The 25,098-nt window shown below is 73.8% G+C and carries 23 protein-coding genes; 18 read left to right on the top strand and 5 right to left on the bottom strand.

Going from position 1 to position 25,098, the window contains the following annotated elements; all coding sequences use genetic code 11:
- Window positions 1-49: 49 nt before the first annotated feature.
- A complete protein-coding gene (locus PGN05_RS14570) occupies window positions 50-436 on the top strand; it encodes a VOC family protein (RefSeq protein WP_419753272.1) in 387 nt (128 codons plus the stop codon).
- 5 nt (window positions 437-441) lie between these two features.
- Here PGN05_RS14570 and PGN05_RS14565 read toward each other — a convergent pair whose 3' ends face one another.
- Window positions 442-1,158 (bottom strand): maleylpyruvate isomerase family mycothiol-dependent enzyme, encoded by a 717-nt coding sequence (locus PGN05_RS14565; protein ID WP_419753271.1) that lies wholly within the window; start codon window positions 1,156-1,158, stop codon window positions 442-444.
- 81 nt (window positions 1,159-1,239) lie between these two features.
- Here PGN05_RS14565 and mshC point away from each other — a divergent pair, with 81 nt between their 5' ends.
- Entirely contained in the window at window positions 1,240-2,496 is a 1,257-nt protein-coding gene (gene mshC, locus PGN05_RS14560) for a cysteine--1-D-myo-inosityl 2-amino-2-deoxy-alpha-D-glucopyranoside ligase (protein WP_419753270.1), read from the top strand.
- The gene (locus tag PGN05_RS14555; RefSeq protein ID WP_419753269.1) at window positions 2,496-3,539 is read left to right on the top strand and encodes an HD domain-containing protein; all 1,044 of its coding nucleotides are present in this window, start codon (window positions 2,496-2,498) and stop codon (window positions 3,537-3,539) included. The genes mshC and PGN05_RS14555 overlap by 1 nt, the downstream gene beginning before the upstream one ends.
- Before the next feature lie 149 nt (window positions 3,540-3,688).
- Here PGN05_RS14555 and PGN05_RS14550 read toward each other — a convergent pair whose 3' ends face one another.
- Window positions 3,689-4,552 (bottom strand): PAC2 family protein, encoded by an 864-nt coding sequence (locus PGN05_RS14550; RefSeq protein WP_419753268.1) that lies wholly within the window; start codon window positions 4,550-4,552, stop codon window positions 3,689-3,691.
- A 100-nt stretch (window positions 4,553-4,652) separates the two neighbouring features.
- Between PGN05_RS14550 and metH the strand changes: the two genes are divergently transcribed.
- Complete coding sequence (gene metH / locus PGN05_RS14545) at window positions 4,653-8,426, top strand: methionine synthase (RefSeq protein WP_419753267.1); 3,774 nt, start codon at window positions 4,653-4,655, stop codon at window positions 8,424-8,426.
- Between the two features lie 77 nt (window positions 8,427-8,503).
- Window positions 8,504-9,250 carry an HAD family hydrolase gene (locus PGN05_RS14540; protein ID WP_419753266.1) on the top strand — a complete coding sequence of 249 codons (747 nt, stop codon included), beginning with the start codon at window positions 8,504-8,506 and terminating at the stop codon, window positions 9,248-9,250.
- Window positions 9,251-9,253: 3 nt separating this feature from the next.
- Here the strand turns inward: PGN05_RS14540 and PGN05_RS14535 are convergent, their stop codons facing one another.
- Both PGN05_RS14535 and PGN05_RS14530 read right to left on the bottom strand, forming a co-directional pair.
- Window positions 9,254-10,438 (bottom strand): amidohydrolase family protein, encoded by a 1,185-nt coding sequence (locus PGN05_RS14535; RefSeq protein ID WP_419753265.1) that lies wholly within the window; start codon window positions 10,436-10,438, stop codon window positions 9,254-9,256.
- Between the two features lie 79 nt (window positions 10,439-10,517).
- Window positions 10,518-11,465, bottom strand: coding sequence for a RecB family exonuclease (locus PGN05_RS14530; protein WP_419753342.1), 948 nt, complete (start codon window positions 11,463-11,465; stop codon window positions 10,518-10,520).
- A 128-nt stretch (window positions 11,466-11,593) separates the two neighbouring features.
- Here PGN05_RS14530 and PGN05_RS14525 point away from each other — a divergent pair, with 128 nt between their 5' ends.
- The 8 genes from PGN05_RS14525 to pafA all read left to right on the top strand — a co-directional run bounded on the left by PGN05_RS14525 (window position 11,594) and on the right by pafA (window position 20,094).
- Window positions 11,594-12,445, top strand: a complete 852-nt coding sequence (locus PGN05_RS14525) for a tRNA (adenine-N1)-methyltransferase (protein ID WP_419753341.1) — start codon at window positions 11,594-11,596, stop codon at window positions 12,443-12,445.
- A gap of 138 nt (window positions 12,446-12,583) precedes the next feature.
- Window positions 12,584-14,365: a proteasome ATPase gene (gene arc / locus PGN05_RS14520; protein ID WP_419753264.1), complete on the top strand. Its 1,782-nt coding sequence runs from the start codon at window positions 12,584-12,586 to the stop codon at window positions 14,363-14,365.
- Between the two features lie 132 nt (window positions 14,366-14,497).
- A complete protein-coding gene (dop, locus tag PGN05_RS14515) occupies window positions 14,498-16,003 on the top strand; it encodes a depupylase/deamidase Dop (protein ID WP_419753263.1) in 1,506 nt (501 codons plus the stop codon).
- A 92-nt stretch (window positions 16,004-16,095) separates the two neighbouring features.
- Complete coding sequence (locus PGN05_RS14510) at window positions 16,096-16,305, top strand: ubiquitin-like protein Pup (RefSeq protein WP_419753262.1); 210 nt, start codon at window positions 16,096-16,098, stop codon at window positions 16,303-16,305.
- Window positions 16,306-16,428: 123 nt separating this feature from the next.
- Complete coding sequence (locus tag PGN05_RS14505; RefSeq protein ID WP_419753261.1) at window positions 16,429-16,671, top strand: hypothetical protein; 243 nt, start codon at window positions 16,429-16,431, stop codon at window positions 16,669-16,671.
- A 223-nt stretch (window positions 16,672-16,894) separates the two neighbouring features.
- The gene (prcB, locus tag PGN05_RS14500; protein ID WP_419753260.1) at window positions 16,895-17,737 is read left to right on the top strand and encodes a proteasome subunit beta; all 843 of its coding nucleotides are present in this window, start codon (window positions 16,895-16,897) and stop codon (window positions 17,735-17,737) included.
- Between the two features lie 4 nt (window positions 17,738-17,741).
- Window positions 17,742-18,608 carry a proteasome subunit alpha gene (gene prcA / locus PGN05_RS14495; RefSeq protein WP_419753259.1) on the top strand — a complete coding sequence of 289 codons (867 nt, stop codon included), beginning with the start codon at window positions 17,742-17,744 and terminating at the stop codon, window positions 18,606-18,608.
- Between the two features lie 127 nt (window positions 18,609-18,735).
- On the top strand, window positions 18,736-20,094 hold the full coding sequence (pafA, locus tag PGN05_RS14490; protein WP_419753258.1) for a Pup--protein ligase: 1,359 nt from the start codon (window positions 18,736-18,738) through the stop codon (window positions 20,092-20,094).
- A 49-nt stretch (window positions 20,095-20,143) separates the two neighbouring features.
- Here pafA and PGN05_RS14485 read toward each other — a convergent pair whose 3' ends face one another.
- Window positions 20,144-21,253: a DUF3866 family protein gene (locus PGN05_RS14485; RefSeq protein WP_419753257.1), complete on the bottom strand. Its 1,110-nt coding sequence runs from the start codon at window positions 21,251-21,253 to the stop codon at window positions 20,144-20,146.
- Between the two features lie 127 nt (window positions 21,254-21,380).
- Between PGN05_RS14485 and PGN05_RS14480 the strand changes: the two genes are divergently transcribed.
- From PGN05_RS14480 to tatC, 5 genes are all read left to right on the top strand, one after another.
- Window positions 21,381-22,361 carry a helix-turn-helix transcriptional regulator gene (locus tag PGN05_RS14480; protein ID WP_419753256.1) on the top strand — a complete coding sequence of 327 codons (981 nt, stop codon included), beginning with the start codon at window positions 21,381-21,383 and terminating at the stop codon, window positions 22,359-22,361.
- A complete protein-coding gene (locus PGN05_RS14475) occupies window positions 22,358-23,356 on the top strand; it encodes a helix-turn-helix transcriptional regulator (RefSeq protein ID WP_419753255.1) in 999 nt (332 codons plus the stop codon). Before PGN05_RS14480 ends, PGN05_RS14475 begins: the two co-directional genes overlap by 4 nt.
- 9 nt (window positions 23,357-23,365) lie before the next feature.
- On the top strand, window positions 23,366-23,557 hold the full coding sequence (locus PGN05_RS14470; RefSeq protein WP_419753254.1) for a hypothetical protein: 192 nt from the start codon (window positions 23,366-23,368) through the stop codon (window positions 23,555-23,557).
- A gap of 91 nt (window positions 23,558-23,648) precedes the next feature.
- On the top strand, window positions 23,649-23,960 hold the full coding sequence (tatA, locus tag PGN05_RS14465; RefSeq protein ID WP_419753253.1) for a Sec-independent protein translocase subunit TatA: 312 nt from the start codon (window positions 23,649-23,651) through the stop codon (window positions 23,958-23,960).
- Window positions 23,961-23,980: 20 nt separating this feature from the next.
- Window positions 23,981-24,928 carry a twin-arginine translocase subunit TatC gene (tatC, locus tag PGN05_RS14460; RefSeq protein WP_419753252.1) on the top strand — a complete coding sequence of 316 codons (948 nt, stop codon included), beginning with the start codon at window positions 23,981-23,983 and terminating at the stop codon, window positions 24,926-24,928.
- The last annotated feature ends 170 nt before the right edge of the window (window positions 24,929-25,098 follow it).

Genomic DNA, 25,098 nt, shown 5'->3' with positions numbered 1-25,098 from the left:
CTTCGCAAGCTCAGGGCGGGCCCCTGGACAGGGCCGAAACGATGAGCGGATGCCGCACCGTTCACGCCTGGCGATCCTGCTGCTCGACCTGCCCCCGGAGGTCCACGACGCCGGGCGGGACTTCTGGTCGGCGGCCACCGGGCACCGGGCCGAGCCCGATCCGGCCGACGCCGACTGGTCCTCGCTCGGCTCCTTCGCCGACGGCGTCCACCTGGAGGTCCAGCGCACCGGCAGCGGCACGCCGCCGCGCTGGCACGTCGACGTGGAGACCGACGACGTCGTCGCCGAGGTGGCCCGGCTGGAGGCGCTCGGCGCCCGCCGGTGGGCCGACATGGGCGGCTTCTGGCAGATGCGCGACCCGGCCGGGCTGGTCTTCTGCGTGGTCGGCGTGCAGACCGGCGAGGAGTTCGACCGCCACGCCACCACCTGGCCCTGAGCCGGCTACCGCAGTTCCACGAGTTCGATCATGGCGGCGGCCTGCAGCCCGTCGCCGTCCACGGTGAGCACCTCGAGCGGCACGCGACGCCAGGCGGCCAGCAGCAGGTCCCCGGCGGTCCCGGTCAGCGCCGCGATGGGGAAGGGGCGGCTGCCGGGGAACAGGGTGCGCTCGGCGTCGGCGTCCACGGCGTGGAAGACCACCGGGTGCGCGGTCTCCGGCGGCCCGTCGGGGAAGACGCCGGGGACCACCACCTCCAGCCACTCGTCGAGCCCGTCCAGCCCGACCGCCGCCGGGATGGGCCGGACGTCGCCGCGCACCTGCTCGACGTCCACGGTGTGCACCACGGCCTCGTGGGTCTGGCGGCGCAGCACGAACCCGACGTCCTGCCGGGGCGCCCAGGTCCAGACCCGCTCGGCGGGGTCGGCGCCGGCCAGCACGGTCTCCAGCTCGGCCGACTGCGCCAGGCCGTAACCGAGCAGCTCGTCGTCCGGGTGCCGCGCCGGCTCCACGTAGGTGCTCGGGTCGGCGGCGCGGGTGCGCACCACCCACGTCCAGAAGTGCTGCACCGCGGCCAGGTGCCAGACCAGGTCCGCCAGCGTCCACCCGGGGCAGCCGGGCACCCGCGCCCGCCAGCCGTGCGCCAGGACGCCCTCCGCGGCGGCGTCGGCGAACCGGGTGTTGGTCCGCTGCAGGACCGGCAGGTACTCGTCGAGCTCCACGGTTCCTCCGTTCACGGTCCGGGTGCACCGCCAGGATGAGGGCCGACCGGGCCCGCCGGTAGCCGCCTCTAGGCTCGTGGCGTGCTCGCCTGGCCCGCTCCGCTCCTGCCGACCCTCCCGGGCACCGGTCCCGTGCTCAAGCTGCACGACACCGCCCGCGGCGAGGTCGTCGCCACCCACCCCGACCGCACCGCACGGATGTACGTCTGCGGCATCACGCCCTACGACGCCACGCACCTCGGCCACGCCGCCACCTACCTGGCCTTCGACCTGGTGAACCGGGTGTGGCGGGACGCCGGGCACGCGGTGCACTACGTGCAGAACGTCACCGACATCGACGACCCCCTGCTGGAGCGCGCCACGCGCGACGGCGAGGACTGGATCGTCCTCGCGATGCGGGAGACGGCGCTGTTCCGCGAGGACATGACCGCCCTGCGGGTGCTCCCGCCCGACGACTACGTCGGCGCGGTCGAGTCGATCCCGCGGATCGTCGCCCACATCGAGTCGCTGCTGGACGAGGGCCTGGCCTACGTCCTCGACGACGGCACCGGCGACGTCTACCACGACGTGGCGCAGGCCCCCGGCTTCGGCACCGAGTCCGGCTACGACGAGGCGATGATGCTGGGCTTCTTCGCCGAGCGCGGCGGGGACCCCGACCGGGCGGGCAAGCGCAACCGGCTGGACCCGATGCTGTGGCGCGGCGAGCGCCCCGGGGAGCCCTCCTGGCCCGGGCCGCGTGGCGTCGCCGGCCGGCCGGGGTGGCACATCGAGTGCGCCACGATCGCCCTGGAGACGATCGGCATGGGCTTCGACGTCCAGGGCGGCGGCAGCGACCTGGTCTTCCCGCACCACGAGTTCTCCGCCGTCCACGCCGAGGCCCTGACGGCCACCAAGCCCTTCGCGCGGGCCTACGTGCACGCGGCGATGATCGGCCTGGACGGCGCCAAGATGAGCAAGAGCAAGGGCAACCTCGTGTTCGTCTCCCGGCTGCGCGGCGACGGCGTCGACCCGATGGCGATCCGCCTGGCCCTGCTGTCCGGGCACTACCGCACCGACCGGTTCTGGACCCCCGACCTCCTCGACACCGCCCGCGCCCGCCTGGCCACCTGGCGGCGGGCGGTCGCGCTGCCCGCCGGCGCCCCGGCCGCGCCGGTGCTGCAGGGGCTGCGCGAGCGACTCTCCGACGACCTGGACAGCCCCGGGGCCATCGCGGTCGTCGACGCCTGGGCCGCGGCCACCCTCGCGGCCGGTCCGGACGACGACCGGGAGGACGGCGCGCCGACCATCGTGTGCGACGCGGTCGACGCGCTGCTCGGCGTGGCGCTGGCCGACTGCTGATGCCGAGCAGCCCGTTCCGGCTGGTCGACCGGGCCGCGCGGGAGGCCGCCGAGGAGGACCTCGCCCCGGCGGCCACCCGTGCGGTGGCCACCCGCGGGCGGGCGGCGCCCGAGCCGGAGGACCCGCTGCGCACCGCCTTCGAGCGGGACCGCGACCGGATCCTGCACGCCAAGGCCTTCCGCCGGCTCAAGCACAAGACGCAGGTCTTCCTCAACCCCGACGGCGACCACTTCGTCACCCGCCTGACCCACACCCTGCAGGTCACCCAGGTCGCCCGGTCCCTGGCCCGCGCCCTCGGCCTCAACGAGACCCTCGCCGAGGCGATCGCCCTGGGCCACGACCTCGGCCACTCGCCGTTCGGGCACATCGGCGAGGACGCGCTGGAGCCCTACGTCCCCGGCGGCTGGCACCATGCCGCGCAGGGGGTGCGGATCGTCGAGGTCCTGGAGCGGCTGAACCTCACCTGGGAGGTGCGCGACGGCATCCGGGCGCACAGCTGGAAGATCAACCCGCCGCCGGAGACCCGCGAGGCCGAGTGCGTGCGCTACGCCGACCGCATCGGCTACCTCTCCCACGACGCGCTGGACGCCGTCCGGGCGGGGGTGCTGCGGGTCGAGGACCTGCCTGCCCGCGCCCGCGCCGTCTTCGGGGCGCCCGGCAGCGAGATGGTCGGCGCGATGATCGACGCCGTGGTCGAGGGGTCGCTGTCGGCCGGCAACGCCGCCGGGGCGGTGGTCATGGCGCCCGGGCCGCTGGAGGCCATGCACGAGCTGCGCGCGTTCATGTTCCAGCGGGTCTACGCGTCGGAGACCGCGGCCGGGCAGAAGCAGCTGGCGATCGACGTCACCCGCCGGCTGGCCGACCACCACCTGGCCCACCCCGAGCTCATCCCGGCGTCCTACCGGGACACCGAGGCCGATCCGGTCACCCAGGTCGTCGACTACGTGTCGGGGATGACCGACCGGTTCGCCCTGACCATGCACGACCGGCTCTTCGACGCCGACGCGACGGCGCAGATGCGCCCGCTGCTGCAGCTGAGCTGAACCGGGCAGCCCCGGCGCACGCCGACCCGCCGTCTCGTCGTACGACCGTTATCCCCAACACGGCCGCGCCGGGAGGCGCGCGGCCGGGCGCGCAGGGTCGGGGGAAGGCACCGACGACCAGCGACACCCGGCCCGCGCCCCCGGCTCCTTCAGTTGGGAGAAGAGCCCCGTCGGCGCAGGTAGCGCTCGAACTCCCGGGCGATGGAGTCGCCGTTGGCGTTGGAGAGGTCGAACTCGGTGGCCCGCTCCTCCAGCGACCGCACGTACTCGACGACCTCGGCGTCCTCGTTGGCCATCTCGTCGACGGTCTTCACCCACTCCTCGGCCTGCTGGGGGAGGACGCCCAGCGGCACGGCGAGCTCGAGGACCTCCTCGACCCGCTGCAGCAGCGCCACCGTGGCCCGCGGGGACGGCGGCTGGGAGACGTAGTGGGGGACCGCGGCCCAGAAGCTGATCGCCGGCAGGCCGGCCTGCACGCAGGCGTCCTGGAAGACGCCGAGGATCCCGGTCGGCCCCTCGTAGCGGGAGGTCTCCAGCCCCCAGCGCTCGGCGGACTCCGCGTCGTAGGCCGACCCGGTCACCGGCGTGGGTCGGGTGTGCGGCGTGTCGGCCAGCAGCGCGCCCAGCCCGATCACGGTCCGTGCGTCCAGCTCGTGGCAGAGCTCGATGAGCTCCTCGCAGAAGCTGCGCCAGCGCATGTTGGGCTCGATGCCCCGGATGAGCACGACGTCGCGCCCGGACCCCGGCGGGCGGGCGACGGACACCCGCGTGGTGGGCCACTCGACACGGCGGCTGACGCCCTCGACGAGGGAGACGGTGGGCCGGTTGACCTGGAAGTCGTAGTAGTCCTCGGGGTCCAGCGCGGCGAGCGGGGTGGCGTCCCAGATGAGCTCGAGGTGCTCCAGCGCCCCGGTGGCGGCGTCCCCGGCGTCGTTCCAGCCCTCGAAGGCGACGACGACCACGGGGTCGTTGAGCCGGGGCAGGTCCTCAGGGGTGGACTTCGGGTCGATCACCCCTGGAAGCCTACGTCGCGGGAGGGGTCACGCCGCGGGACCGACGACCCGAGCGTGTGGCCCCCGTCGCCCGTTTCAGCGACCCCGCTACCCTTCCTCGATGTCGTCCCGCAACACGTCTTCCGCCGGAGGGACGTCGACCCTCCGCCCCGACGTCACCGCCGAGCTCACCGCCGCCCTCGGGCAGCGCATCCTCGTGCTCGACGGCGCGATGGGGACGGCGATCCAGCGCGACCGGCCCGACGAGGCCGGCTACCGCGGCGAGCGCTTCGCCGACTGGCCCACCGAGGTGCAGGGCAACAACGACCTGCTGTGCCTGACCCGGCCGGAGATCGTCACCGCCATCCACCGCGAGTACCTCGAGGCCGGTGCCGACCTGATCTCGACCAACACCTTCAACGCCACCCGCATCTCCCTGGGCGACTACGGCATGGGCGACCTCGCCGCCGAGATCAACGTCGCCGCCGCCCGCCTGGCGCGGGCCGAGTGCGACGCGATGACCGCGCGCACCCCGGGGAAGCCGCGCTACGTCGTCGGCGCGATCGGCCCGACGAGCCGGACGGCGTCCATCTCGCCGGACGTCAACGACCCCGGCGCCCGCAACGTCTCCTTCGACGCGCTCGTCGCGGCCTACCTGGAGCAGGCGGGCGGCCTGGTGGACGGGGGCAGCGACGTCCTGCTGGTCGAGACGATCTTCGACACCCTCAACGCCAAGGCCGCCGTCTTCGCGCTGGAGACGCTGTTCGAGCAGCGCGGCCGCCGCTGGCCGGTGATGATCTCCGGCACGATCACCGACGCCTCCGGGCGGACGCTGTCCGGGCAGGTCACCGAGGCGTTCTGGCACTCGGTGCGGCACGTGGCCCCGCTGCTGGTCGGCCTGAACTGCGCGCTGGGCGCCAAGCAGATGCGGCCCTACCTCGCCGAGATCGCGCGGGTCGCGGACACCCACGTCTCCTGCTATCCGAACGCCGGCCTGCCCAACGCCTTCGGGGAGTACGACGAGTCCCCCGAGGAAACCGCCGCCCTCGTCGGGGAGTTCGCCGCCAGCGGGCTGGTCAACCTGGTCGGCGGCTGCTGCGGCACGACCCCGGCGCACGTGGCCGCGCTCGCCGCGGCGGTGGAGGGCACGACGCCCCGCACGCCGGCGCAGGCCCGGCCGGCGCTGCGCCTGTCGGGCCTGGAGCCGCTGACCGTGGACGAGGACAGCCTGTTCGTGAACGTCGGCGAGCGTACGAACATCACCGGCTCCGCCCGCTTCCGCAACCTGATCAAGACCGGCGACTACGCCACCGCGCTGGCCGTCGCCCGCCAGCAGGTGGAGGCCGGGGCGCAGGTCATCGACATCAACATGGACGAGGGCATGATCGACGGCGTCGCGGCGATGGACCGCTTCACCAAGCTGATCGCCGCCGAGCCGGACATCTCCCGCGTGCCGGTCATGCTCGACTCCTCGAAGTGGGAGGTGATGGAGGCCGGCCTGAAGAACGTCCAGGGCAAGCCGATCGTCAACTCCATCTCCCTGAAGTCGGGGGAGGAGGACTTCGTCCGCCAGGCCCGGCTGTGCCGCAAGTACGGCGCGGCGGTGGTGGTCATGGCCTTCGACGAGGCCGGCCAGGCCGACTCCCTGGAGCGGCGGACGGCGGTCTGCCGGCGCGCCCACGCCATCCTCACCGAGCAGGTCGGCTTCCCCGCCGAGGACGTCATCTTCGACCCCAACATCTTCGCCGTCGCCACGGGCATCGAGGAGCACGCCCGCTACGGGCTGGACTTCATCGAGGCGACGCGCTGGATCAAGGAGAACCTGCCCGGCGCGCTCGTCTCGGGCGGCGTCTCGAACGTCTCGTTCTCGTTCCGGGGCAACAACCCGGTGCGCGAGGCGATCCACTCGGTCTTCCTGTACCACGCGATCGCCGCCGGCCTGGACATGGCGATCGTCAACGCCGGCGCCCTCGAGGTCTACGAGGAGATCCCGCGGGAGCTGCGGGAGCGGATCGAGGACGTCGTCCTCGCCCGGCGGCCGGACGCGACCGAGCGGCTGCTGGAGATCGCCGGTGACCACGCCGGGGACGGCGCGGCGCGTGAGGTCGCCACCGACGAGTGGCGGGCGCTGCCGACGGGGGAGCGGATCACCCACGCGCTGGTCAAGGGCATCGACGAGTTCGTGGAGGCCGACACCGAGGAGCTCCGCGTCGAGATCGCCGCGCGCGGCGGCCGCCCGCTGGAGGTCATCGAGGGCCCGCTGATGGACGGCATGAACGTCGTCGGCGACCTGTTCGGCGCCGGGAAGATGTTCCTGCCGCAGGTGGTGAAGTCCGCGCGGGTGATGAAGAAGGCGGTCGCCCACCTCATCCCGTTCATCGAGGCGGAGAAGCAGCCCGGCGACGTCGAGCGCACCAACGGGACGGTGGTCATGGCCACGGCCAAGGGCGACGTGCACGACATCGGCAAGAACATCGTCGGCGTGGTGCTCCAGTGCAACAACTACTCGGTCATCGACCTCGGCGTCATGGTGCCGGCCCAGAAGATCCTCGACACGGCCAAGGAGGAGGGCGCCGACATCATCGGCGTGTCCGGCCTGATCACGCCGTCCCTCGACGAGATGGTGCACCTGGCCGCGGAGATGGAGCGGCAGGGCTTCCAGCTCCCGCTGCTGATCGGCGGCGCCACCACGTCGCGGGCGCACACCGCGGTGAAGGTCGACCGGCACTACTCCGGCCCGGTCATCTGGGTGAAGGACGCCTCCCGGTCGGTGCCCGTGGTCGCCGCCCTGCTGTCCGACGAGCAGCGCCCGACGCTGCTGGCCGACACCGCGCGCGACTACGGAGCCCTGCGCGAGCGGCACGCCGCCCGGCAGGACACCCGGACGATGCTGCCGCTGCCCGCCGCGCGGGCGGCCGCGCCCGAGATCGACTGGAGCGGCTGGTCCCCGCCGCGACCCCGGATGCTGGCCGACGGCGGCCCGTTCGTGCGCGCCCTGCTCGACCAGCCCATCGAGGAGCTGCGCGCCTACATCGACTGGCAGCCGTTCTTCACCGCCTGGGAGATGCGCGGCCGGTTCCCCGACATCCTCAACAACCCGGCGACGGGGGAGGCCGCCCGGCGGCTGTACGAGGACGCCCAGGAGATGCTCGACCGCATCGTCGGGGAGCGGTGGCTGCGGGCCAACGGGGTGTTCGGGCTGTTCCCGGCCAACCGGGTGGACGACGAGGACGTCGCCGTCTACACCGACGAGTCGCGCCGCGTCGTCCGGGCCACCCTGCACCAGCTGCGCCAGCAGACCGAGGGCCGCGACGGCGCTCCGCGGAAGTCCCTGGCCGACTTCGTCGCACCCGCCGGGACCGGGCTGCCGGACTTCGTCGGCGCGTTCGCCGTCACCGCCGGGATCGGCCTGACCGAGCGGGTGATGGCGTTCAAGGCGGCCCACGACGACTACAGCGCGATCCTGCTGGAGGCCCTCGCCGACCGGCTCGCCGAGGCCTTCGCCGAGCGGCTGCACCAGCGGGTGCGCACCGAGTTCTGGGGCTACACGCCCGACGAGCACCTGGACAACGACGCCCTGATCGCCGAGCGGTACACCGGCATCCGGCCGGCGCCGGGCTACCCCGCCTGCCCGGAGCACACCGAGAAGCAGACCATCTGGGAGCTGCTGGACGTCGAGGCCGTCGCCGGCATCCAGCTCACCGAGAGCATGGCGATGTGGCCGGGCGCGGCGGTCAGCGGCCTGTACCTCGCCCACCCGCAGGCGCGGTACTTCAACCTGGGGCGGATCGGGCGCGACCAGGTCGAGGACTACGCGCGCCGCAAGGGCTGGACCGTCACCGAGGCCGAGCGGTGGCTCTCGCCCAACCTCGGGTACCGCACCGAGGACGAGTGAACCGGTCGCCGCTGCGTCGCCGACGTCACCGGCCGCGCAGCGGCGGACGGCGGGCCCCCGCGCCTACCGTGGACCTGATGGACACCCCGCGCAGCGCCGCCCTCACCGACCTCTCCGCCGGACCGGGCGCCCGGGTGCGGGCGGTGCTGTTCGACATGGACGGCACCCTCGTGGAGACCGAGCAGTACTGGGGCGAGGCGATGGCCGCCCTCGCCGAGCGGCTGGGCGGGCGCATGTCCGCCGCCGCCCGTGAGCGCACCGTCGGCACCAGCATGCGCGTGGCGATGGACATCCTGTACGCCGACCTCGGGGTGGTGCGCACCGAGGAGCAGTTCCAGGCCGACACCCGGTGGATCGAGGACCGGGTCGCGGAGCTGATGAGCGGGGAGATCCACTGGCGGCCCGGGGCCCGGGAGCTGATCGCCGAGGTGCGGTCCGCCGCGATGCCGACCGCGCTGGTGACGACCACGCCGCGCCGGCTGGCCGACCTCGTGCTCGACGCGATCGGCCGCGCCTTCCCGGACGTGCCCCCGTTCGACGTCACCGTCTGCGGCGACGAGGTCCCCGCCCGCAAGCCCGACCCGGCGCCCTACCTGCAGGCCATGGCCGCGCTCGGCGTGGACCCGGGCGACTGCGTGGTGCTGGAGGACTCCGTCGCCGGCAGCACGGCCGGCCTCGCCGCGGGCGCCGCGGTGCTCGGCGTGCCCTCACTGCAGCCGCTGCCGCCGGCACCGGGCCTGGTGCTGCGCGACACCCTGGCCGGCGTGGGATTGCCCGAGCTGCACGAGGTGCTCGCCACCGCCCGGGAGACCGTCGGGGCCTAGCTCCTAGCCGGCCAGTGGCACCTCGCGGCCGCGGGACACCACCAGCCGGGGCCGCTGCAGGCCCGTGACGTCGCGACCCACGTCGCCGTCGGCCAGGAGCAGGTCGGCGTCCAGGCCGGGGGCCAGCCGGCCGGTGCGGGAGCCCAGCCCGCAGGCGCGGGCCGCCCGCCCGGTGGCCGCCGCCAGCGCCTCGGCCACCGGCACCCCGCACGCGCCGACCAGGTCGGCCACCGCCATCGGGACGAGCCCGTGCCGCTTGACCGGGCCGATCCCGGCGTCGGTGCCGGCGAGGAGCGCCACCCCGGCCTCCCACAGCCGGGCCGTGGTGGCCAGCTGCGTCTCGAACGAGGCACCGGTGGCCACCATGCGCGCCTGCACGTGCGGCGGCGGCTCGAGGCCGGGCTCGCGGCCCAGCGTCGGGCACACCAGCGTGCCGGCGGCAGCCAGACCGGCCGCCAGTTCCGGCGGGATCCGCACCCCCTGCCGCGTCAGGCAGCTGCAGTGCTCGATGCCGTCGACCCCGGCGGCGAGGCCCTGCTCCACGGCGGTGAGCGCGTGGGCGTGCGCGGTCACCGGCAGCCCGTGGCGGTGCGCCTCGTCCACCACCGCGCGCAGCTCCTCGAGGCTGAACTGGCAGGCGGCGAGGTCGGTACCCGGCGTCAGCAGGCCGCCACTGGCCATGATCTTCACGACGTCGGCGCCACGCTCCGCCCGCTCCCGCACCGCCCGCCGCAGCGCGTCGACGCCGGTGGCCTCGCCGCCCATCAGGGCGCAGTGCCCGCCCGGGGAGGTGAGCGGCGGCCCGGCCGCCACGATCGTCGGCGCGTCGTCCGCCGGGGCCCGCTCCACCACGGCCCAGTGCGCGTCGCCGAGGTCCCGGACCGCGGTCACCCCGGCGCGCAGGTGCTGCTGCCCGGCCTCGGTGATGATCGCGTGCAGCGCGGCGGGGGAGAGCTCGCCGAGCTGGTCGAGGGCCCGGGGCCCGGTGTCGGCGCAGAGGTGGACGTGGGTGTCGACCAGTCCCGGCAGCAGGGTGGTGTCGGGGAGCTCGGTGACCGGGCACCCGGCCGGCGCGGCGGCCGAGCCCGCCTCGACGCCGGTGAGCGTGCCGCCCTCGACCAGGACGAGGGCGCCGCCGGGCAGGAAGCGCTCGCCGTCGAAGGCCCGCTGGGCCCGGTATGCCCGCATCCGGTCACTGTCGACCCGGGGCGGCGGTCAGCGGAAGGGGGACCCCGGACGGCCACGCCCGGGCGGCCGCGGCCTCCGGCTAGTCGCGCTCGACGATGGGCAGGGTCGGCCAGCCGGCCGCCGCGACGGCCTCGGCCGGGAAGGGCGGGGGCGTGCCGCCGAAGGCCGGGCACAGGGCCTGGTGGTCGCACCAGTCGCACAGCCGGGTCCGGTTGGGCCGGAAGTCGCCGGTGGCCACGGCCCGCTCGATGGCGCTCCAGATGGCGTGCAGAGTCCGCTCGAAGCGGATCAGCTCGCCCTCGTCGGGGGCGTAGGTCAGCGCGTCGCCGTCGCCCAGGTAGAGCAGCTTGAGCTGGCTGGCGACCACGCCGCGGGTGCGCCACAGGACCAGCGCGTAGAACTTCATCTGGAACAGGGCCTTGCCCTCGAACGCCTCGCGCGGCATCGACCCGGTCTTGTAGTCGACCACCCGCAGGGCCCCGTTGGGCGCCACGTCCAGCCGGTCGACGTAGCCGCGCAGCAGCAGCCCGTCGGGCAGGGTCACCTCGACCAGCTGCTCGCGCCCGTCCGGCTCGATGCGCGACGGGTCCTCCAGGGAGAAGTAGGTCTCCACCAGCCGGCCGGCCGAGGCCAGCCAGGCCTCCAGGGACTGCCCGGCGGGCTCGTCGTCCGCGGCGCCGCCCTCCGCGAACAGCTCGGCCACCTCGGGGTCGGCGCGCAGCTCCTCCCACGCCGGGGGGACCAGCGCGCGGGCGGCGTCGACGGTGCGCTGGCGGGCCGGCAGGTCGTAGAGCTTCTCCAGCACCGTGTGCACGAGGGTGCCGCGCAGCGCGGCCAGGCTCTTGCGCTCCGGCAGCCGGTCGATCGTCCGGAACCGGTAGAGCAGGGGACAGGTCTTGAAGTCCGCCGCGCGGCTCGGGGAGAGCGAGGGCCGGCGCGGGGTTCGCTCCGGCGCCGGCCCTGCGTCGCCGACGGGGGCGTCCGGGGAAGAGGCAGCGCCGTCCGTGGGCTGCCCGGTCTGCACCATCGTCGTCACGTCCTCGAGGCTAGGTCGGGGTGCCGACAGTTCCGAGCGCGCGCGCCGAGACGCTCCGCACGCACTCCGTAGGCTGGCCGCCCGTGGACGACCAGCAGCCGACGACCGAGCCCGCCGACGTGCCCGAGACGACCCCCCGGACGCCGGTGCCCGGGGCCTTCGCCGTCGGCGACCGGGTGCAGCTCACCGACCCCAAGGGCCGGCTGCACACCGTCGTCCTCGAGCCCGGGAAGCTCTTCCACACCCACCGCGGCGCCATCGCGCACGACGACCTCATCGGCGCGCCCGAGGGCTCCGTCGTCCACTCCACGGCCAACACCGGCTACCTCGCCCTCCGCCCCCTGCTGGCCGACTTCGTGCTGTCGATGCCGCGGGGCGCCCAGGTCATCTACCCCAAGGACGCCGCCCAGATCGTCGGCTCCGGCGACATCGGGCCGGGGATGCGGGTGCTCGAGGCCGGCGCCGGGTCCGGGGCGCTGACCTGCTCGCTGCTGCGCGCGGTGGGGGAGCGGGGCACCGTCACCAGCTACGAGCGGCGGGAGGACTTCGCCGACGTGGCCCGCGCCAACGTGGGCGCCTTCTTCGGCGAGGTGCCCGGGAACTGGTCGCTGCGGCTCGGTGACCTCGCCGGGCACCCGGCGGAGGAGGCCGTCGACCGGGTCGTGCTGGACATGCTCGAGCCGTGGGCGGTGCTGCCCACCGTCGCGGCCGCGCTGCGCCCGGGCGGCGTCCTGATCGGGTACGTGGCGACGGTGACCCAGATGTCCACCTACGTCGAGGCGCTGCGCGCGCAGGGCGGGTGGACCGAGCCGTACGCGTGGGAGTCCCTGGTGCGGCCCTGGCACGCCGTCGGGCTCGCCGTCCGGCCCGAGCACCGGATGGTCGCCCACACCGCCTTCCTGGTCACCGCCCGGCGGCTGGCCGAGGGCGTCGTGGCACCGATCCGGCAGCGGCGGGCCCAGAAGGGCTGAGGCCCGGACGCCTCCGCCGGGCCGGCAACACGCCCGTGCCCGAGGTGTGACCGGGTGCTACCGCGAGCCCTGAGCACCCTGTCGTGGGGCGTGTATAGATTGGCGTCCTGGCTCTCCCGATGTGTGCGGAGGTGCGCGATGGGCCTGGGTCCCGACGAGTTCCGAGCGCGGCGTGAGCGTGACGTCGCGGCACTGCTCAGCCAGATCTCCTACCTCGAGGAGGAGATCGGCCTCCTCCGCCGCAAGGTGGCCGAGAGCCCCCGCCAGGTGCGGGCGCTCGAGGAGCGGATCGCCGAGGCGGAGGGCCGCGCGGCCTTCCTCTCCGAGCGCAACGACAAGCTGACCAGCACGCTCCGTGACGCCCGCGAGCAGCTGGTGACGCTCAAGGAGGAGGTCGACCGGCTCGGCCAGCCGCCCTCCGGCTACGGCGTCTACCTGGGCCGCCACGACGACGGCACGGTCGACGTCTTCACCGGCGGCCGCAAGCTGCGCGTGTCGCTCTCCCCGGCGGTGGAGCCCGACGACCTCCGGCACGGCCAGGAGGTCATGCTCAACGAGGCGATGAACGTCGTCGAGGCGTGCGGCTTCGAGCGCGCCGGCGACGTCGTCATGCTCAAGGAGCTGCTGGAGCCGGTGGACGGCGTCACGCCGCGGGCCCTCGTCATCGGGCACACCGACGAGGAGCGGGTGGTCTACCTCGCCGACTCGCTGACCGACCAGCCGCTGCGCAGCGGCGACTCGCTGCTGCTGGAGACCCGCTCGGGGTACGCCTACGAGCGGATCCCCAAGAGCGAGGTCGAGGAGCTCATCCTCGAAGAGGTCCCCGACATCGACTACTCCGACATCGGTGGCCTGGCCCGGCAGATCGAGCAGATCCGCGACGCGGTGGAGCTGCCGTTCCTGCACGCCGACCTGTTCCGCGAGTTCGAGCTGCGCCCGCCGAAGGGCATCCTGCTCTACGGTCCGCCCGGCTGCGGCAAGACGCTGATCGCCAAGGCCGTCGCCAACTCGCTGGCCAAGAAGGTGGCCGCGATGCGCGGCGAGACCAGCACCAACTCCGGGCGCAGCTACTTCCTCAACATCAAGGGCCCCGAGCTGCTCAACAAGTACGTCGGCGAGACCGAGCGGCACATCCGGCTGGTGTTCCAGCGGGCCCGGGAGAAGGCCAGCGAGGGGACGCCGGTCATCGTCTTCTTCGACGAGATGGACTCGATCTTCCGCACCCGCGGCTCGGGCGTCTCCTCGGACGTGGAGAGCACGATCGTCCCGCAGCTGCTCAGCGAGATCGACGGCGTGGAGGGCCTGGAGAACGTCATCGTCATCGGCGCCTCCAACCGCGAGGACATGATCGACCCGGCGATCCTGCGGCCCGGCCGGCTGGACGTGAAGATCAAGATCGAGCGTCCGGACGCGGAGGCCGCGCGCGACATCTTCAGCAAGTACCTGACCACCTCGCTGCCGATCCACCCCGACGACCTGGCCGAGCACGGCGGCAGCCGCGAGGCCACCATCGGCGGGATGATCCAGCGCACCGTCGAGCGGATGTACACCGAGAGCGAGGAGAACCGGTTCCTCGAGGTGACCTACGCCAACGGTGACAAGGAGGTCCTGTACTTCAAGGACTTCAACTCCGGCGCGATGCTGCAGAACATCGTCGACCGCGCCAAGAAGATGGCCATCAAGGAGCGGCTGGAGGCCGGGCCCGGCGGCGGGCTGCGGGTGGGCCACCTGATGGCGGCGTGCCTCGACGAGTTCAAGGAGAACGAGGACCTGCCCAACACCACCAACCCCGACGACTGGGCGCGGATCTCGGGCAAGAAGGGCGAGCGGATCGTCTACATCCGCACGCTCATCAGCGGCAAGGGCACCGAGTCCGGCCGCGCGATCGACACCGCGACCAACACCGGCCAGTACCTGTAAGAGGACGCCGCACCCGGCCCGGTCCCCGCTGCGGGGGCCGGGCCGTCGGCGTGCCGGAGCGTCGGTCCGGGCCCCCGCGAGCCGGGCGGGTGCGTCCCGGACGGCGTCGGCGGGGCGGCCTAGGGTTGGTGCATGAGTGTGCGGCGGGTCATGGGCACCGAGGTCGAGTACGGCATCTCGGTGCCCGGCCAGCCGTCGGCGAACCCGACCACCCTGTCCAGCCAGGTGGTCAACGCGTGGGCGGTGGCCGAGGCGCCGACGCCGCGCCGGCCGCGCTGGGACTTCGAGGAGGAGTCGCCGCTGCGCGACGCCCGCGGCTTCGACCTGTCCCCGGCGCAGGCGCTGGACCACAACGACCTGGACGAGGACTCGGGGATGGCCAACGTCATCCTCACCAACGGCGCCCGGCTCTACGTGGACCACGCCCACCCGGAGTACTCGACGCCGGAGGTCACCAACCCGCGCGACGTCGTCCTGTGGGACAAGGCGGGGGAGCAGGTCATGGCCGAGGCCGCCCGCCGGGCGGCGCGCATCCCGGGCACCGTGCCGATCCAGCTCTACAAGAACAACACCGACGGCAAGGGCGCGTCCTACGGCTCGCACGAGAACTACCTCATGGACCGCCGGACGCCGTTCCTCGACATCATCCGCGGCCTGATCCCGTTCTTCGTGACCCGCCAGGTGTTCGCCGGTTCCGGGCGGGTGGGCATCGGCACCGAGAGCCGCACGCGCGGTTTCCAGCTGTCCCAGCGCGCGGACTTCTTCGAGGTCGAGGTCGGCCTCGAGACGACCCTCAAGCGGCCGATCATCAACACCCGCGACGAGCCGCACGCCGACGCCGACAAGTACCGCCGGCTGCACGTGATCATCGGCGACGCCAACCTCGCCGAGCTGTCCACCTACCTCAAGGTCGGCACCACGTCGCTGGTGCTGGCGATGATCGAGGCCCGCACCCTCACCCAGGACCTCAGCATCGAGGAGCCGGTGGAGGCACTGCAGGCGATCAGCCACGACCCGTCGCTGTCGCACAAGGTCCGGCTGCGCGACGGACGGCGGATGACCGCCCTCGACGTGCAGGAGGCCTACCTGGAGATGGCGCAGCGGCACGTCGACCACCGCGGGGAGGGCGACGAGCAGACCGACGACGTGCTGCGCCGCTGGGCCGAGGTGCTCGAGGACCTGCGGGTGGACCCGATGCGCCTGGCCGACCGGCTGGACTGGCCGGCCAAGCTGCGCCTGCTGGAGGGGTACCGGAGCCGCGACGGCCTGAGTTGGGGCGACTCCCGGCTGCACCTGGTCGACCTGCAGTACTCCGACGTCCGGCCGGACAAGGGGCTCTACCACCGGCTGGTGGCCCGCGGCTCGATGCAGCGGCTGCTGGCCGACGACGAGGTGGCCCGCGCGGTGGGGCACCCGCCCACGGACACCCGGGCCTTCTTCCGCGGCGAGTGCCTGCGCCGCTACCCGGCCCAGGTGGCGGCTGCGTCCTGGGACTCGGTGGTGTTCGACCTGGGCCGCGAGAACCTCGTGCGCATCCCGACGATGGAGCCGCTGCGCGGCACCCGCGACCACGTGGGCGGGCTCTTCGAGGCGACGTCCTCGGCGCAGGAGCTCGTCGACACGATCACCCGCGGCTGAGGGCGTCCACCGCCGGCCGGCCGACACCCGTTCGTCACCCGGCGCGGGTAGCTTTCTGACCAGGCAGCAGCCACTCAGACCTGGAGGCACCCATGGCCACGAGGGACACCGGCGGTCAGCAGCGCACCACGCGCACGCGGGAGGAGACCGAGGACGTCGAGGGCTCGGTCGACACCGAGGTCGCCGAGCGTCACAAGGAGATGAGCGAGGACGTCGACTCGATCCTCGACGAGATCGACGAGGTCCTCGAGGAGAACGCCGAGGAGTTCGTTCGGAGTTATGTGCAGAAGGGCGGCCAATGAGCCATCTCTGGCGCCACGCCGAGAATGGTGGTCGAGAAGTACTGCAACGATCGTGGTGAGCTGAGGCCGGCCGCCGAGTTCACGCGCGATCGAGCCCGGCGAGACGGCCTCGGCTTCTAATGCATGGAGGGGCACGAGTGGTGCCCGGACTGCGGTCTGGTCGAGCCGATGGACGACTTCGCCCGGAACGCCGGGCAGCCGTCCGGGCGGGCGCCCTACTGCGAGTTCTGCCACAACGTGCGGGGCAAGGCGTTCCAGGAGAGGTACGGCGGATCCCGCACCCATCACCTCACGCGCCGCTACGGGATCACGGCCGGAGATGCTGACGCCATGCTCACCGCCCAGGGCGGCCTCTGCGCGATCTGACCCGTTCCTGCTCCGGATGGCTGCCTTCTACGTCGAGGGGCACCGGGAGCGCCAGGCGCTCACGTTGCTCCAGGAGTCGGGCGGGCGGTCCGGGTGAGCCCAGCCGGCCGGGGAGCCCGCCGGTAGGGTCGCAGCGACGCCCGGGACGGTCCGGCAGGACCAGGTCTGCCGGGCGCCGGACCAGCGGGGAACGCCGACACGGTGCGGCGGGAGAGGCGGATACGTGAGCGAGTCGTCAGCCGGCCGGAGCGGGTTCCCGCCCGCCTACCTGGACCGGGTGGGTTCCTCGTTCACCGACTTCCTCGCGACGGCCGCGCCGGACCTGCTGCCCGGCCGCCGGGCCGTGCCGCAGCTGCCCGTCGGTGACCTCGCCCCGCACGGCACCACGATCGTCGCGGTGACCTACGACGGCGGCGTCCTCATGGGCGGCGACCGGCGGGCCACGATGGGCAACCTGATCGCCAGCCGGGACATCGAGAAGGTCTACCCGGCCGACGCCTGGTCGGTCATCGGCATCGCCGGCGCCGCGGGCATCGCCATCGAGATGGTCAAGCTCTACCAGGTGGAGCTCGAGCACTACGAGAAGATCGAGGGCCTCACGCTCTCCCTGGACGGCAAGGCCAACCGGCTGGCGCAGATGATCCGCGGCAACCTCGGCGCCGCCCTGCAGGGGCTGGCCGTGGTGCCGCTGTTCGCCGGCTTCGACCTCGACGCCGCCGAGGGGGTCACCCCGGGCCGGATCTTCAGCTACGACGTGACCGGCGGGAACTACGAGGAGCGCGGCTACTCCGCCGTCGGCTCCGGCTCCATGTTCGCCCGCAACTCCCTGAAGAAGACCTGGCGGCCCGGCCAGTCCGGTGCGGCCGCCACCCGGTGCCTGGTCGAGGCGCTCTACGACGCCGCCGACGACGACTCCGCCACCGGCGGCCCCGACCCCGTGCGCCGGCTGTACCCGATCGTCTACCGGGTGGACGCCGAGGGCGCGGTCCGCCTGACCGACGACGAGGTCGCCTCGATCGCCGCCACCATCGTCGACGAGCGGTCCGCCGCGGACGGGCAGGGCTGACGCCATGACCATGCCGTACTACGCCTCGCCCGAGCAGCTCATGCGGGACCGCTCGGAGTACGCCCGCAAGGGCATCTCCCGCGGCCGCAGCGTCGCGGTCGTCACCTACGTCGACGGCGTGCTGTTCATCGCCGAGAACCCGAGCTCCACGCTGCACAAGGTGGGCGAGCTCTACGACCGCATCGGCTTCGCCGCGGTCGGCCGGTACAGCGAGTTCGAGAGCCTGCGGGTGGCCGGCGTCCGGCTGGCCGACGTCCGGGGCTACTCCTACAACCGCCGCGACGTCACCGGCCGGGTCATCGCCAACGCCTACGCGCAGACCCTCGGCGCGATCTTCACCGAGCAGATGAAGCCCTACGAGGTGGAGCTGTGCGTCGCCGAGGTCGGCGACACCCCCGAGACCGACCAGCTCTACCGGCTGACCTTCGACGGTTCGGTGGTGGACGAGCCCGACTTCGTCGTCATGGGCGGTCAGGCCGAGGCGGTCAGCACCCACCTGCGCGAGCACTACCTGCCCGGCATGGGCCTGGCGGAGGCGCTGCGGGTCGGCGTCGAGGCCCTGTCGGCGGTCAGTCCGGCCACCAGCGGGGCCAACGGCGGCGGCCCGGCGCTGCTGACCGCCGAGCAGATGGAGGTCGCCGTCCTCGACCGCCGGCGGCCCAAGCGGGCGTTCCGGCGGGTCGTCGGCGCCGCGCTGCGGACCCTCCTGGAGGGCGGCGACACCGCCGCGGCCGAGGCCGCGGAGGAGCCGCACACCGCGGCCCACGGCCCCAGCACCCCCCAGCCGGGCACCCCGGCCGGACTCGGCGACCCGGCGGCCCCCGACACCGGCGGCACCGCCGGCAGCGGGGGACAGGCGCCCACCACCTGAGGCAGGGCCCCGTCCTCCCCACCCCTCACGGGCTCGGGGCGGTGCCCTGGACGGGGCCGCCGGCCGATCGACGCTGACCGTGCGTCGCAGGCGGGCCAGTGTCGGGATGGGCGCCTAGAGTCGGATCGTGGAACGACGGATCTTCGGTATCGAGACCGAGTACGGCGTCACGTGCACCTTCAAGGGCCAGCGCCGGCTGTCCCCCGACGAGGTGGCCCGCTACCTGTTCCGCCGGGTGGTGTCCTGGGGGCGCAGCTCGAACGTGTTCCTGCGCAACGGCTCCCGGCTCTACCTGGACGTGGGCAGCCACCCGGAGTACGCCACGGCCGAGTGCGACGACCTGACCGAGCTGGTCGTGCACGACAAGGCCGGTGAGCGGATCCTCGAGGGCCTGCTGGTCGACGCCGAGCAGCGGCTGGCCGAGGAGGGCGTCACCGGCGACATCTACCTGTTCAAGAACAACACCGACTCGGCCGGCAACAGCTACGGCTGCCACGAGAACTACCTGGTCGGCCGGCACGGGGAGTTCAGCCGGCTGGCCGACGTCCTCATCCCGTTCCTGGTCAGCCGGCAGATCGTGGTCGGCGCGGGCAAGGTGCTGCAGACCCCGCGCGGGGCGATCTACTGCGTCAGCCAGCGCGCCGAGCACATCTGGGAGGGCGTCTCCTCGGCCACGACCCGGTCGCGACCGATCATCAACACCCGCGACGAGCCGCACGCCGACGCCGAGCGCTACCGGCGGCTGCACGTCATCGTCGGCGACTCCAACATGAACGAGACGACGACGCTGCTCAAGGTCGCCGTCACCGACCTGGTGCTGCGGATGATCGAGGCCGGCGTCCCGATCAAGGACATGACGCTGGAGAACCCGATCCGGGCCATCCGCGAGATCAGCCACGACATGACCGGACGGCGCAAGGTGCGGCTGGCCAACGGCCGGGAGATGTCGGCGCTGGAGATCCAGTCCGAGTACCACAGCCGCGCCGCGGAGTTCGTCGACCGCGAGGGCTTCGGGCCGGTGCACCGGCAGATGCTGGAGCTGTGGGGCCGGGTGCTCAAGGCGGTGGACTCCGGCGACCTGTCGCTGATCGACCGGGAGATCGACTGGGCCACCAAGTACACGATGATCGAGCGCTACCGGGCCAAGCGGGACCTGCCGCTGTCCCACCCGCGGATCGCCCAGATGGACCTCGCCTACCACGACATCAGCCGTCGGCGCGGCCTGTACTACCTGCTCGAGCGCAACAACCAGGTCGACCGGGTGGCCCACGAGCCGCGGGTGTTCGAGGCCAAGAACGTGCCGCCGCAGACCACCCGTGCCCGGCTGCGCGGGGAGTTCATCCGCAAGGCCCAGGAGAAGCGCCGCGACTTCACCGTCGACTGGGTGCACCTCAAGCTCAACGACCAGGCCCAGCGCACCGTCTTGTGCAAGGACCCCTTCAAGGCCGTCGACGAGCGCGTCGACAAGCTCATCGCGTCCATGTGAGGGAGCAGCGGAGTGCCACGGGCGCGGCATCCGCGCCGTGGCACCCCGCTCAGGCCTCGTCGGGCAGGGGCACCCGCAGCGCGGCGTAGCGGCCGGCCGCGGCCGCGGCGAGGAAGTACGCGCGCTCCTCGGGCCAGCCGCGGCCCATCGTCGACAGCGGCACCGGGGACAGGCCGAGGGCGTCCTCCAGCCCGTCCACGTCCATCCAGACGACCGGGTTGCGCTCCGGTTGCCCGGCCAGGTCGTCCTCCACCTGCCCGCCGAGCTCCGAGCCCAGCCCGCGCGGCGCCACGAGCGTGACCCCGGCCAGCGCCACCCGCCCGAAGGCGGTGAGCGAGTGGTGGGAGACCCCGCGGTGGCGGGGGCGCGGATCGGCGTCGGAGATGCGCAGCGCCCCCACCGGGTGCCCGCCCAGCACCGACACGGCGTTGCACGCCTCGCCGGCGGCCACCCCGGAGAAGCCCCACGGCGTCCCGGTGCCCAGGTTGCCCGGGCCCTGGGTGACGATCGCGACGTCGGCCCCGAGCACGTGCTTGGCGGCCAGCAGCCCGGTGTGCAGGGTGACCGCCTCCACGTCCCCGCCGAACGCCTGGCCGACGGTGACCACGCCGGCCAGCGACGGCCCCAGGGCCGCCAGCGTCCGGGAGAAGCCCGCCACCAGCGCGCCGCCGTCGGTCATCACGTAGGCGACCCGCAGGTCGGGGTCGGTGCCGAGCACGCCGATGAGCACCGCCGGCAGCGCCGAGTGCAGGTCGGCCACGACGACCGGCATGCCGGCCAGGTCCTCGGCGTCGGCGATGGTCCGGTGGTGCTCGGTCTCCTGCTCGTCGACGCCCTGCACCGTGACCTGCAGCGGGGTGTAGCGCGCCTTCACCAGGTGGCCGGGGCCGGCCGGGTCGGGCGGCAACCGGTCGGGGACGGCGACGACCAGCGCGTAGCCGCCGGTGCCCAGCCGCTGCGCCCAGGCGGTGGTGTTGAGCAGCACCTCGTCGCCGACCTCGGGCACGCCCACCAGCGAGGGGTGCGCCAGCGCCCGCACCTCGCCGTCCTCCGGGACCTGCACGGTCAGTTCCTGCGCGTCGCGCCAGGACCGCCCCACCGTGGTCACCGTCCCGCGTCGCCACCGGATCCGCTGCACCGTCGTCGCTGCTTCCCCCACGTCCGCAGAGTAGGGACCCCGGTGCCCCCCGCGCCTCGCAGGCTCGATGCGGGCGCCTGCACCGGGGCCGGCCTGGGCGGCGGCTGCGAGTGGCGGGGGACAGGGGGTCCGTGACTAGCCTGTGCGCGTGGCGGCGAAGCGGGCGGAACGGCTGGTGAACCTGGTCATCGCCCTGCTCGGCACCCGGCAGTACGTGACCGCGGCGAAGATCCGGGCCACCGTCCCGGGCTACGAGCCCGACGACGGCAGCGCGCGCGCCGACGAGGCCTTCAAGCGGATGTTCGAGCGGGACAAGGCCGAGCTGCGCGAGATGGGGGTGCCGCTGGAGACCGGCCGCACCAGCGTCTTCGACACCGAGGACGGCTACCGGATCGCCCGCGCCGACTACGAGCTGCCCGAGATCACCCTCACCGGCGAGGAGGCCGCGGCGGTCGGCCTGGCGCTGCGGCTGTGGGAGTCCGCGCAGCTGTCGGGCGCCGCGCACAGCGCGCTGGTCAAGCTCAAGGCGGCGGGGGTGGACGTCGACACCGGCCGCACCATCCCGCTGCAGCCGCGGCTGGACTCCGACGAGCCGGCCTTCGAGCCCTGCTACGTCGCCGCCCGCGACCGCCGGCGGCTGGAGTTCGACTACCGCCGTCCCGACGAGGCCACGCCGGCCTCCCGCAGCGTCCAGCCCTGGGGCGTGGTCGCCTGGCACGGCCGGTGGTACCTGGTGGGGCTGGACCTGGACCGGGGGGAGCGGCGCTCGTTCCGGCTGTCCCGGGTGGTCGGCACGCCGCGGGCGGTGGGCCCGGCCAACGCCTTCGAGCCGCCGGAGGGGGTCGACCTCGCGGCCATGGTCGCCGGGCAGTTCGGCGCCGAGGAGCACCTCGTCGTCGTCCGCGCCCGGCCGGGCACCGCGATCGGGCTGCGCCGCCGCGCGGTCTCCCTCGGCCCGGCCGAGGACGGCACCGGTCAGGTGGAGGACCGGCTGCAGCTGCGCACCACCGCGCCGGGGCGGCTGGCCGACGAGCTGGCCGCCTACGGTCCGGACGTCGTCGTCGAGGCGCCGGCCGAGGTGCGGGAGGCGGTCGTGGCGCGGCTGACCCGGTTGGCGGCGATGGCATGAGCGCCGCCGCCGCCACCAACGACCGGATGACCCGGCTGCTGTCGCTCGTCCCGTACCTGACCGCCCGGCCCTCCGGCGTGCCGCTGGCCGAGGCGGCCCGCGACTTCGGCGTCCCCGAGCGGCAGCTGCGCCGCGACCTCGAGCTGCTGTGGATGTGCGGCCTGCCCGGCTACGGGCCCGGCGACCTCATCGACCTGGCCTTCGAGGGCGACCGGGTGCGGGTCACGTTCACCGCGGGCATGGTGCGGCCGCTGCGGCTGACCACCGACGAGGCGGTCGCGCTGGTCGTCGCGCTGCGCACGCTGCTGGAGCTGCCCGGCCTCGCGGAGCGGGAGGCGGTCAGCCGGGCCCTGGCCAAGGTGTCGGCCGCCGCCGGCCACGCCGCCGAGCGGGTCACCCCGGTGGCGCTGTCGGTGGACGCCCGGGAGCAGGCGCTGGCCGTCGTCCGGGAGGGGCTGGAGCGCGGGCGGGCCCTGCACCTGCACTACTACGTGCCCACCCGGGACGAGCGCACCGAGCGCACGGTCGACCCGATGCGGCTGCTGCTGGTCGACGGCAAGTCCTACCTGGAGGCGTGGTGCCGCCGCGCCGAGGGGGTCCGGCTGTTCCGCCTGGACCGCGTCGACGACGTCGTCGTCCTCGACGAGCCGGCCACCCCGCCGCCCGACGCCCCCCAGCGGGACGTCGACAGCGGGCTCTACCAGCCCGAGGCCGGCTCCCCGGTCGTGCGCCTGCGGCTGGAGCGCACCGCCCGCTGGGTGGCCGAGTACTACCCGGTCGAGGAGGTGCGGGAGGTCGACGACCCGCCCGGCGGGCTGGCCGTCGCCGTCCGCACCGCGGACGTGGCCTGGGCCAAGCGGCTGGTGGCCTCCCTCGGCGGCGCCGCGACCGTCGACGAGCCGGCTCCCCTCGCCGCGGAGCTGGCCGCCGACGCGCGGGCGGCCCTCGCGCGCTACTCCGCCGACGTGCCGCCGGTCCGCGGCGCCGACGGCTAGGGTCGGCCCGTGCTGCTGGTCGTGTGGATCGTCGTCGCCGTCCTCGCCGTCGTCGTCCTCGCGCTGCTGGGCCACGGGCTGGTCGGCGCGCTCGGCCGGCTGCGGCGGGAGGTGACCGCCTTCGAGCAGGAGCTGCGGCCGGTCGTGGCGCAGGTGCAGGCGGCCGCCGTTCGCGCTCGGGACACCTCGTCCTCCCCCTGATTTCACCCTCCGACCCCCCGGTTGCGGGGGAGTCGGCGGCCGTCCGGGCACGTAGCATCGTCGTTGTCACCTCGACCTGCTGGAGGACGAAATGGCCGGACTCGGCCCCCTGGAGATCGGCCTGATCCTCTTGGCCATCCTGCTGCTCTTCGGGTACAAGAAGCTGCCCGACGCATCCCGCTCCCTCGGCCGCTCGCTGCGGATCTTCAAGGGCGAGATGAAGGGCATGAAGGACGACGACGTGCGCGGCAAGGACGCCGCCCGGACCGCTCCGGTCCGCGGCCAGGTGCTGCCGCCGGCCGGTCCCGACGCCGCCGTCCTCGAGGCCGAGGCGCAGGCCGCCGAGGCCCGGGCCGCCGAGCTGCGGGCGCGCGCCGCCCAGCAGACCGACAGCCCCCGCTGACCCTCCACCCCGGCACCACGATGAGCGACGACGCCTCGCGGCGGTCCCGCGTGCGGCGACGCCGCCCGCCGCGGGACCCGGCCGCGACGATGACGCTCATCGCGCACCTCACCGAGCTGCGCAACCGCGTCGCCAAGTCGCTGCTGGCCCTCGCGCTGGGCACCGTCGTCGGATTCCTCTGGTACGACCACGGCCTGCTGACCTTCCTCACCGAGCCGTACTGCGCCCTCCCCGGCGACCTGCGGCTGCAGGGGGACGACCAGTGCCGCCTGGTCGTGCTCGACGTCTTCGGCGGTGTCCTGCTGCGGCTGAAGATCGCGGTGATCGCCGGTGCGGTCATCTCGGCGCCGTTCTGGCTCTACCAGCTCTGGTCGTTCGTCACCCCGGGCCTCAAGCGCAACGAGAAGCGCTACACGGTCGGCTTCGTCGCCGCCTCGACGCTGCTGTTCGCCCTCGGTGCGGCACTGTCCTACGTCACCCTCCGCAAGGGCCTCGAGCTGCTGCTCACCCTGGCCGGCGACGAGGTGGCCTTCCAGCTCACCGCCGAGCTGTACCTGGGCTTCGTGATCAGCCTGCTGGTCGCCTTCGGGCTGTCGTTCGAGCTGCCGCTGATCGCGGTGGCGCTGAACCTGGTCGGCATCCTCAGCTACGACACGCTGCGCAAGAGCCGGCGGTGGATCTTCTTCCTCACCGTCGTCTTCGCCGCCTTCGTGACGCCGACCCAGGACCCCTTCACGATGCTGGCGATGGCGCTGCCGATGGTGGTGCTGTTCGAGATCGCCATCCAGATCGCCCGGATCGTGGACAAGCGCCGCGCCAAGCGGGCGGCCAACGAGCACTTCCACGACGTGGGTGACGACGAGGCCTCGCCGCTGGACGCCGCCCCGTCCGAGCTCGACGCCGCACCCACCCCGCTGGACGACCTGCACCGCACCCCGGCCGACGGTCCGGCCCGCTCCCGCGGCTGAGCTCCCTGACGCCCGGCCCGCGCGGGCCCGCGGCGGGCCCCGGCAGGGGTGCCGGCGCGGAGGTCGCCGTCCTGATCAGCCCCGCCGCCGGCCGCGGCCGGGCCCGGGTGGCGGCCGCGGGCGTCCTCGACGCGCTGCGCGGAGCGGGCCTCGCCCCCCGCGTGCTGCCC

This window comes from Geodermatophilus sp. CPCC 206100, from assembly GCF_048569675.1.
Classification (GTDB): Bacteria; Actinomycetota; Actinomycetes; order Mycobacteriales; family Geodermatophilaceae; genus Geodermatophilus.
This window is presented reverse-complemented; position numbering and strand designations above follow the sequence as displayed.

Coding starts and splice junctions, on each gene's coding strand:
- PGN05_RS14570 (WP_419753272.1), top strand. CDS start 50: ATGCCGCACCGTTCACGCCTGGCGATCCTGCTGCTCGACCTGCCCCCG.
- PGN05_RS14555 (WP_419753269.1), top strand. CDS start 2,496: ATGCCGAGCAGCCCGTTCCGGCTGGTCGACCGGGCCGCGCGGGAGGCC.
- metH (WP_419753267.1), top strand. CDS start 4,653: ATGTCGTCCCGCAACACGTCTTCCGCCGGAGGGACGTCGACCCTCCGC.
- PGN05_RS14540 (WP_419753266.1), top strand. CDS start 8,504: ATGGACACCCCGCGCAGCGCCGCCCTCACCGACCTCTCCGCCGGACCG.
- PGN05_RS14535 (WP_419753265.1), bottom strand. CDS start 10,438: ATGCGGGCATACCGGGCCCAGCGGGCCTTCGACGGCGAGCGCTTCCTG.
- PGN05_RS14530 (WP_419753342.1), bottom strand. CDS start 11,465: ATGGTGCAGACCGGGCAGCCCACGGACGGCGCTGCCTCTTCCCCGGAC.
- arc (WP_419753264.1), top strand. CDS start 12,584: ATGGGCCTGGGTCCCGACGAGTTCCGAGCGCGGCGTGAGCGTGACGTC.
- dop (WP_419753263.1), top strand. CDS start 14,498: ATGAGTGTGCGGCGGGTCATGGGCACCGAGGTCGAGTACGGCATCTCG.
- PGN05_RS14510 (WP_419753262.1), top strand. CDS start 16,096: ATGGCCACGAGGGACACCGGCGGTCAGCAGCGCACCACGCGCACGCGG.
- PGN05_RS14505 (WP_419753261.1), top strand. CDS start 16,429: ATGGAGGGGCACGAGTGGTGCCCGGACTGCGGTCTGGTCGAGCCGATG.
- prcA (WP_419753259.1), top strand. CDS start 17,742: ATGACCATGCCGTACTACGCCTCGCCCGAGCAGCTCATGCGGGACCGC.
- PGN05_RS14475 (WP_419753255.1), top strand. CDS start 22,358: ATGAGCGCCGCCGCCGCCACCAACGACCGGATGACCCGGCTGCTGTCG.
- tatA (WP_419753253.1), top strand. CDS start 23,649: ATGGCCGGACTCGGCCCCCTGGAGATCGGCCTGATCCTCTTGGCCATC.
- tatC (WP_419753252.1), top strand. CDS start 23,981: ATGAGCGACGACGCCTCGCGGCGGTCCCGCGTGCGGCGACGCCGCCCG.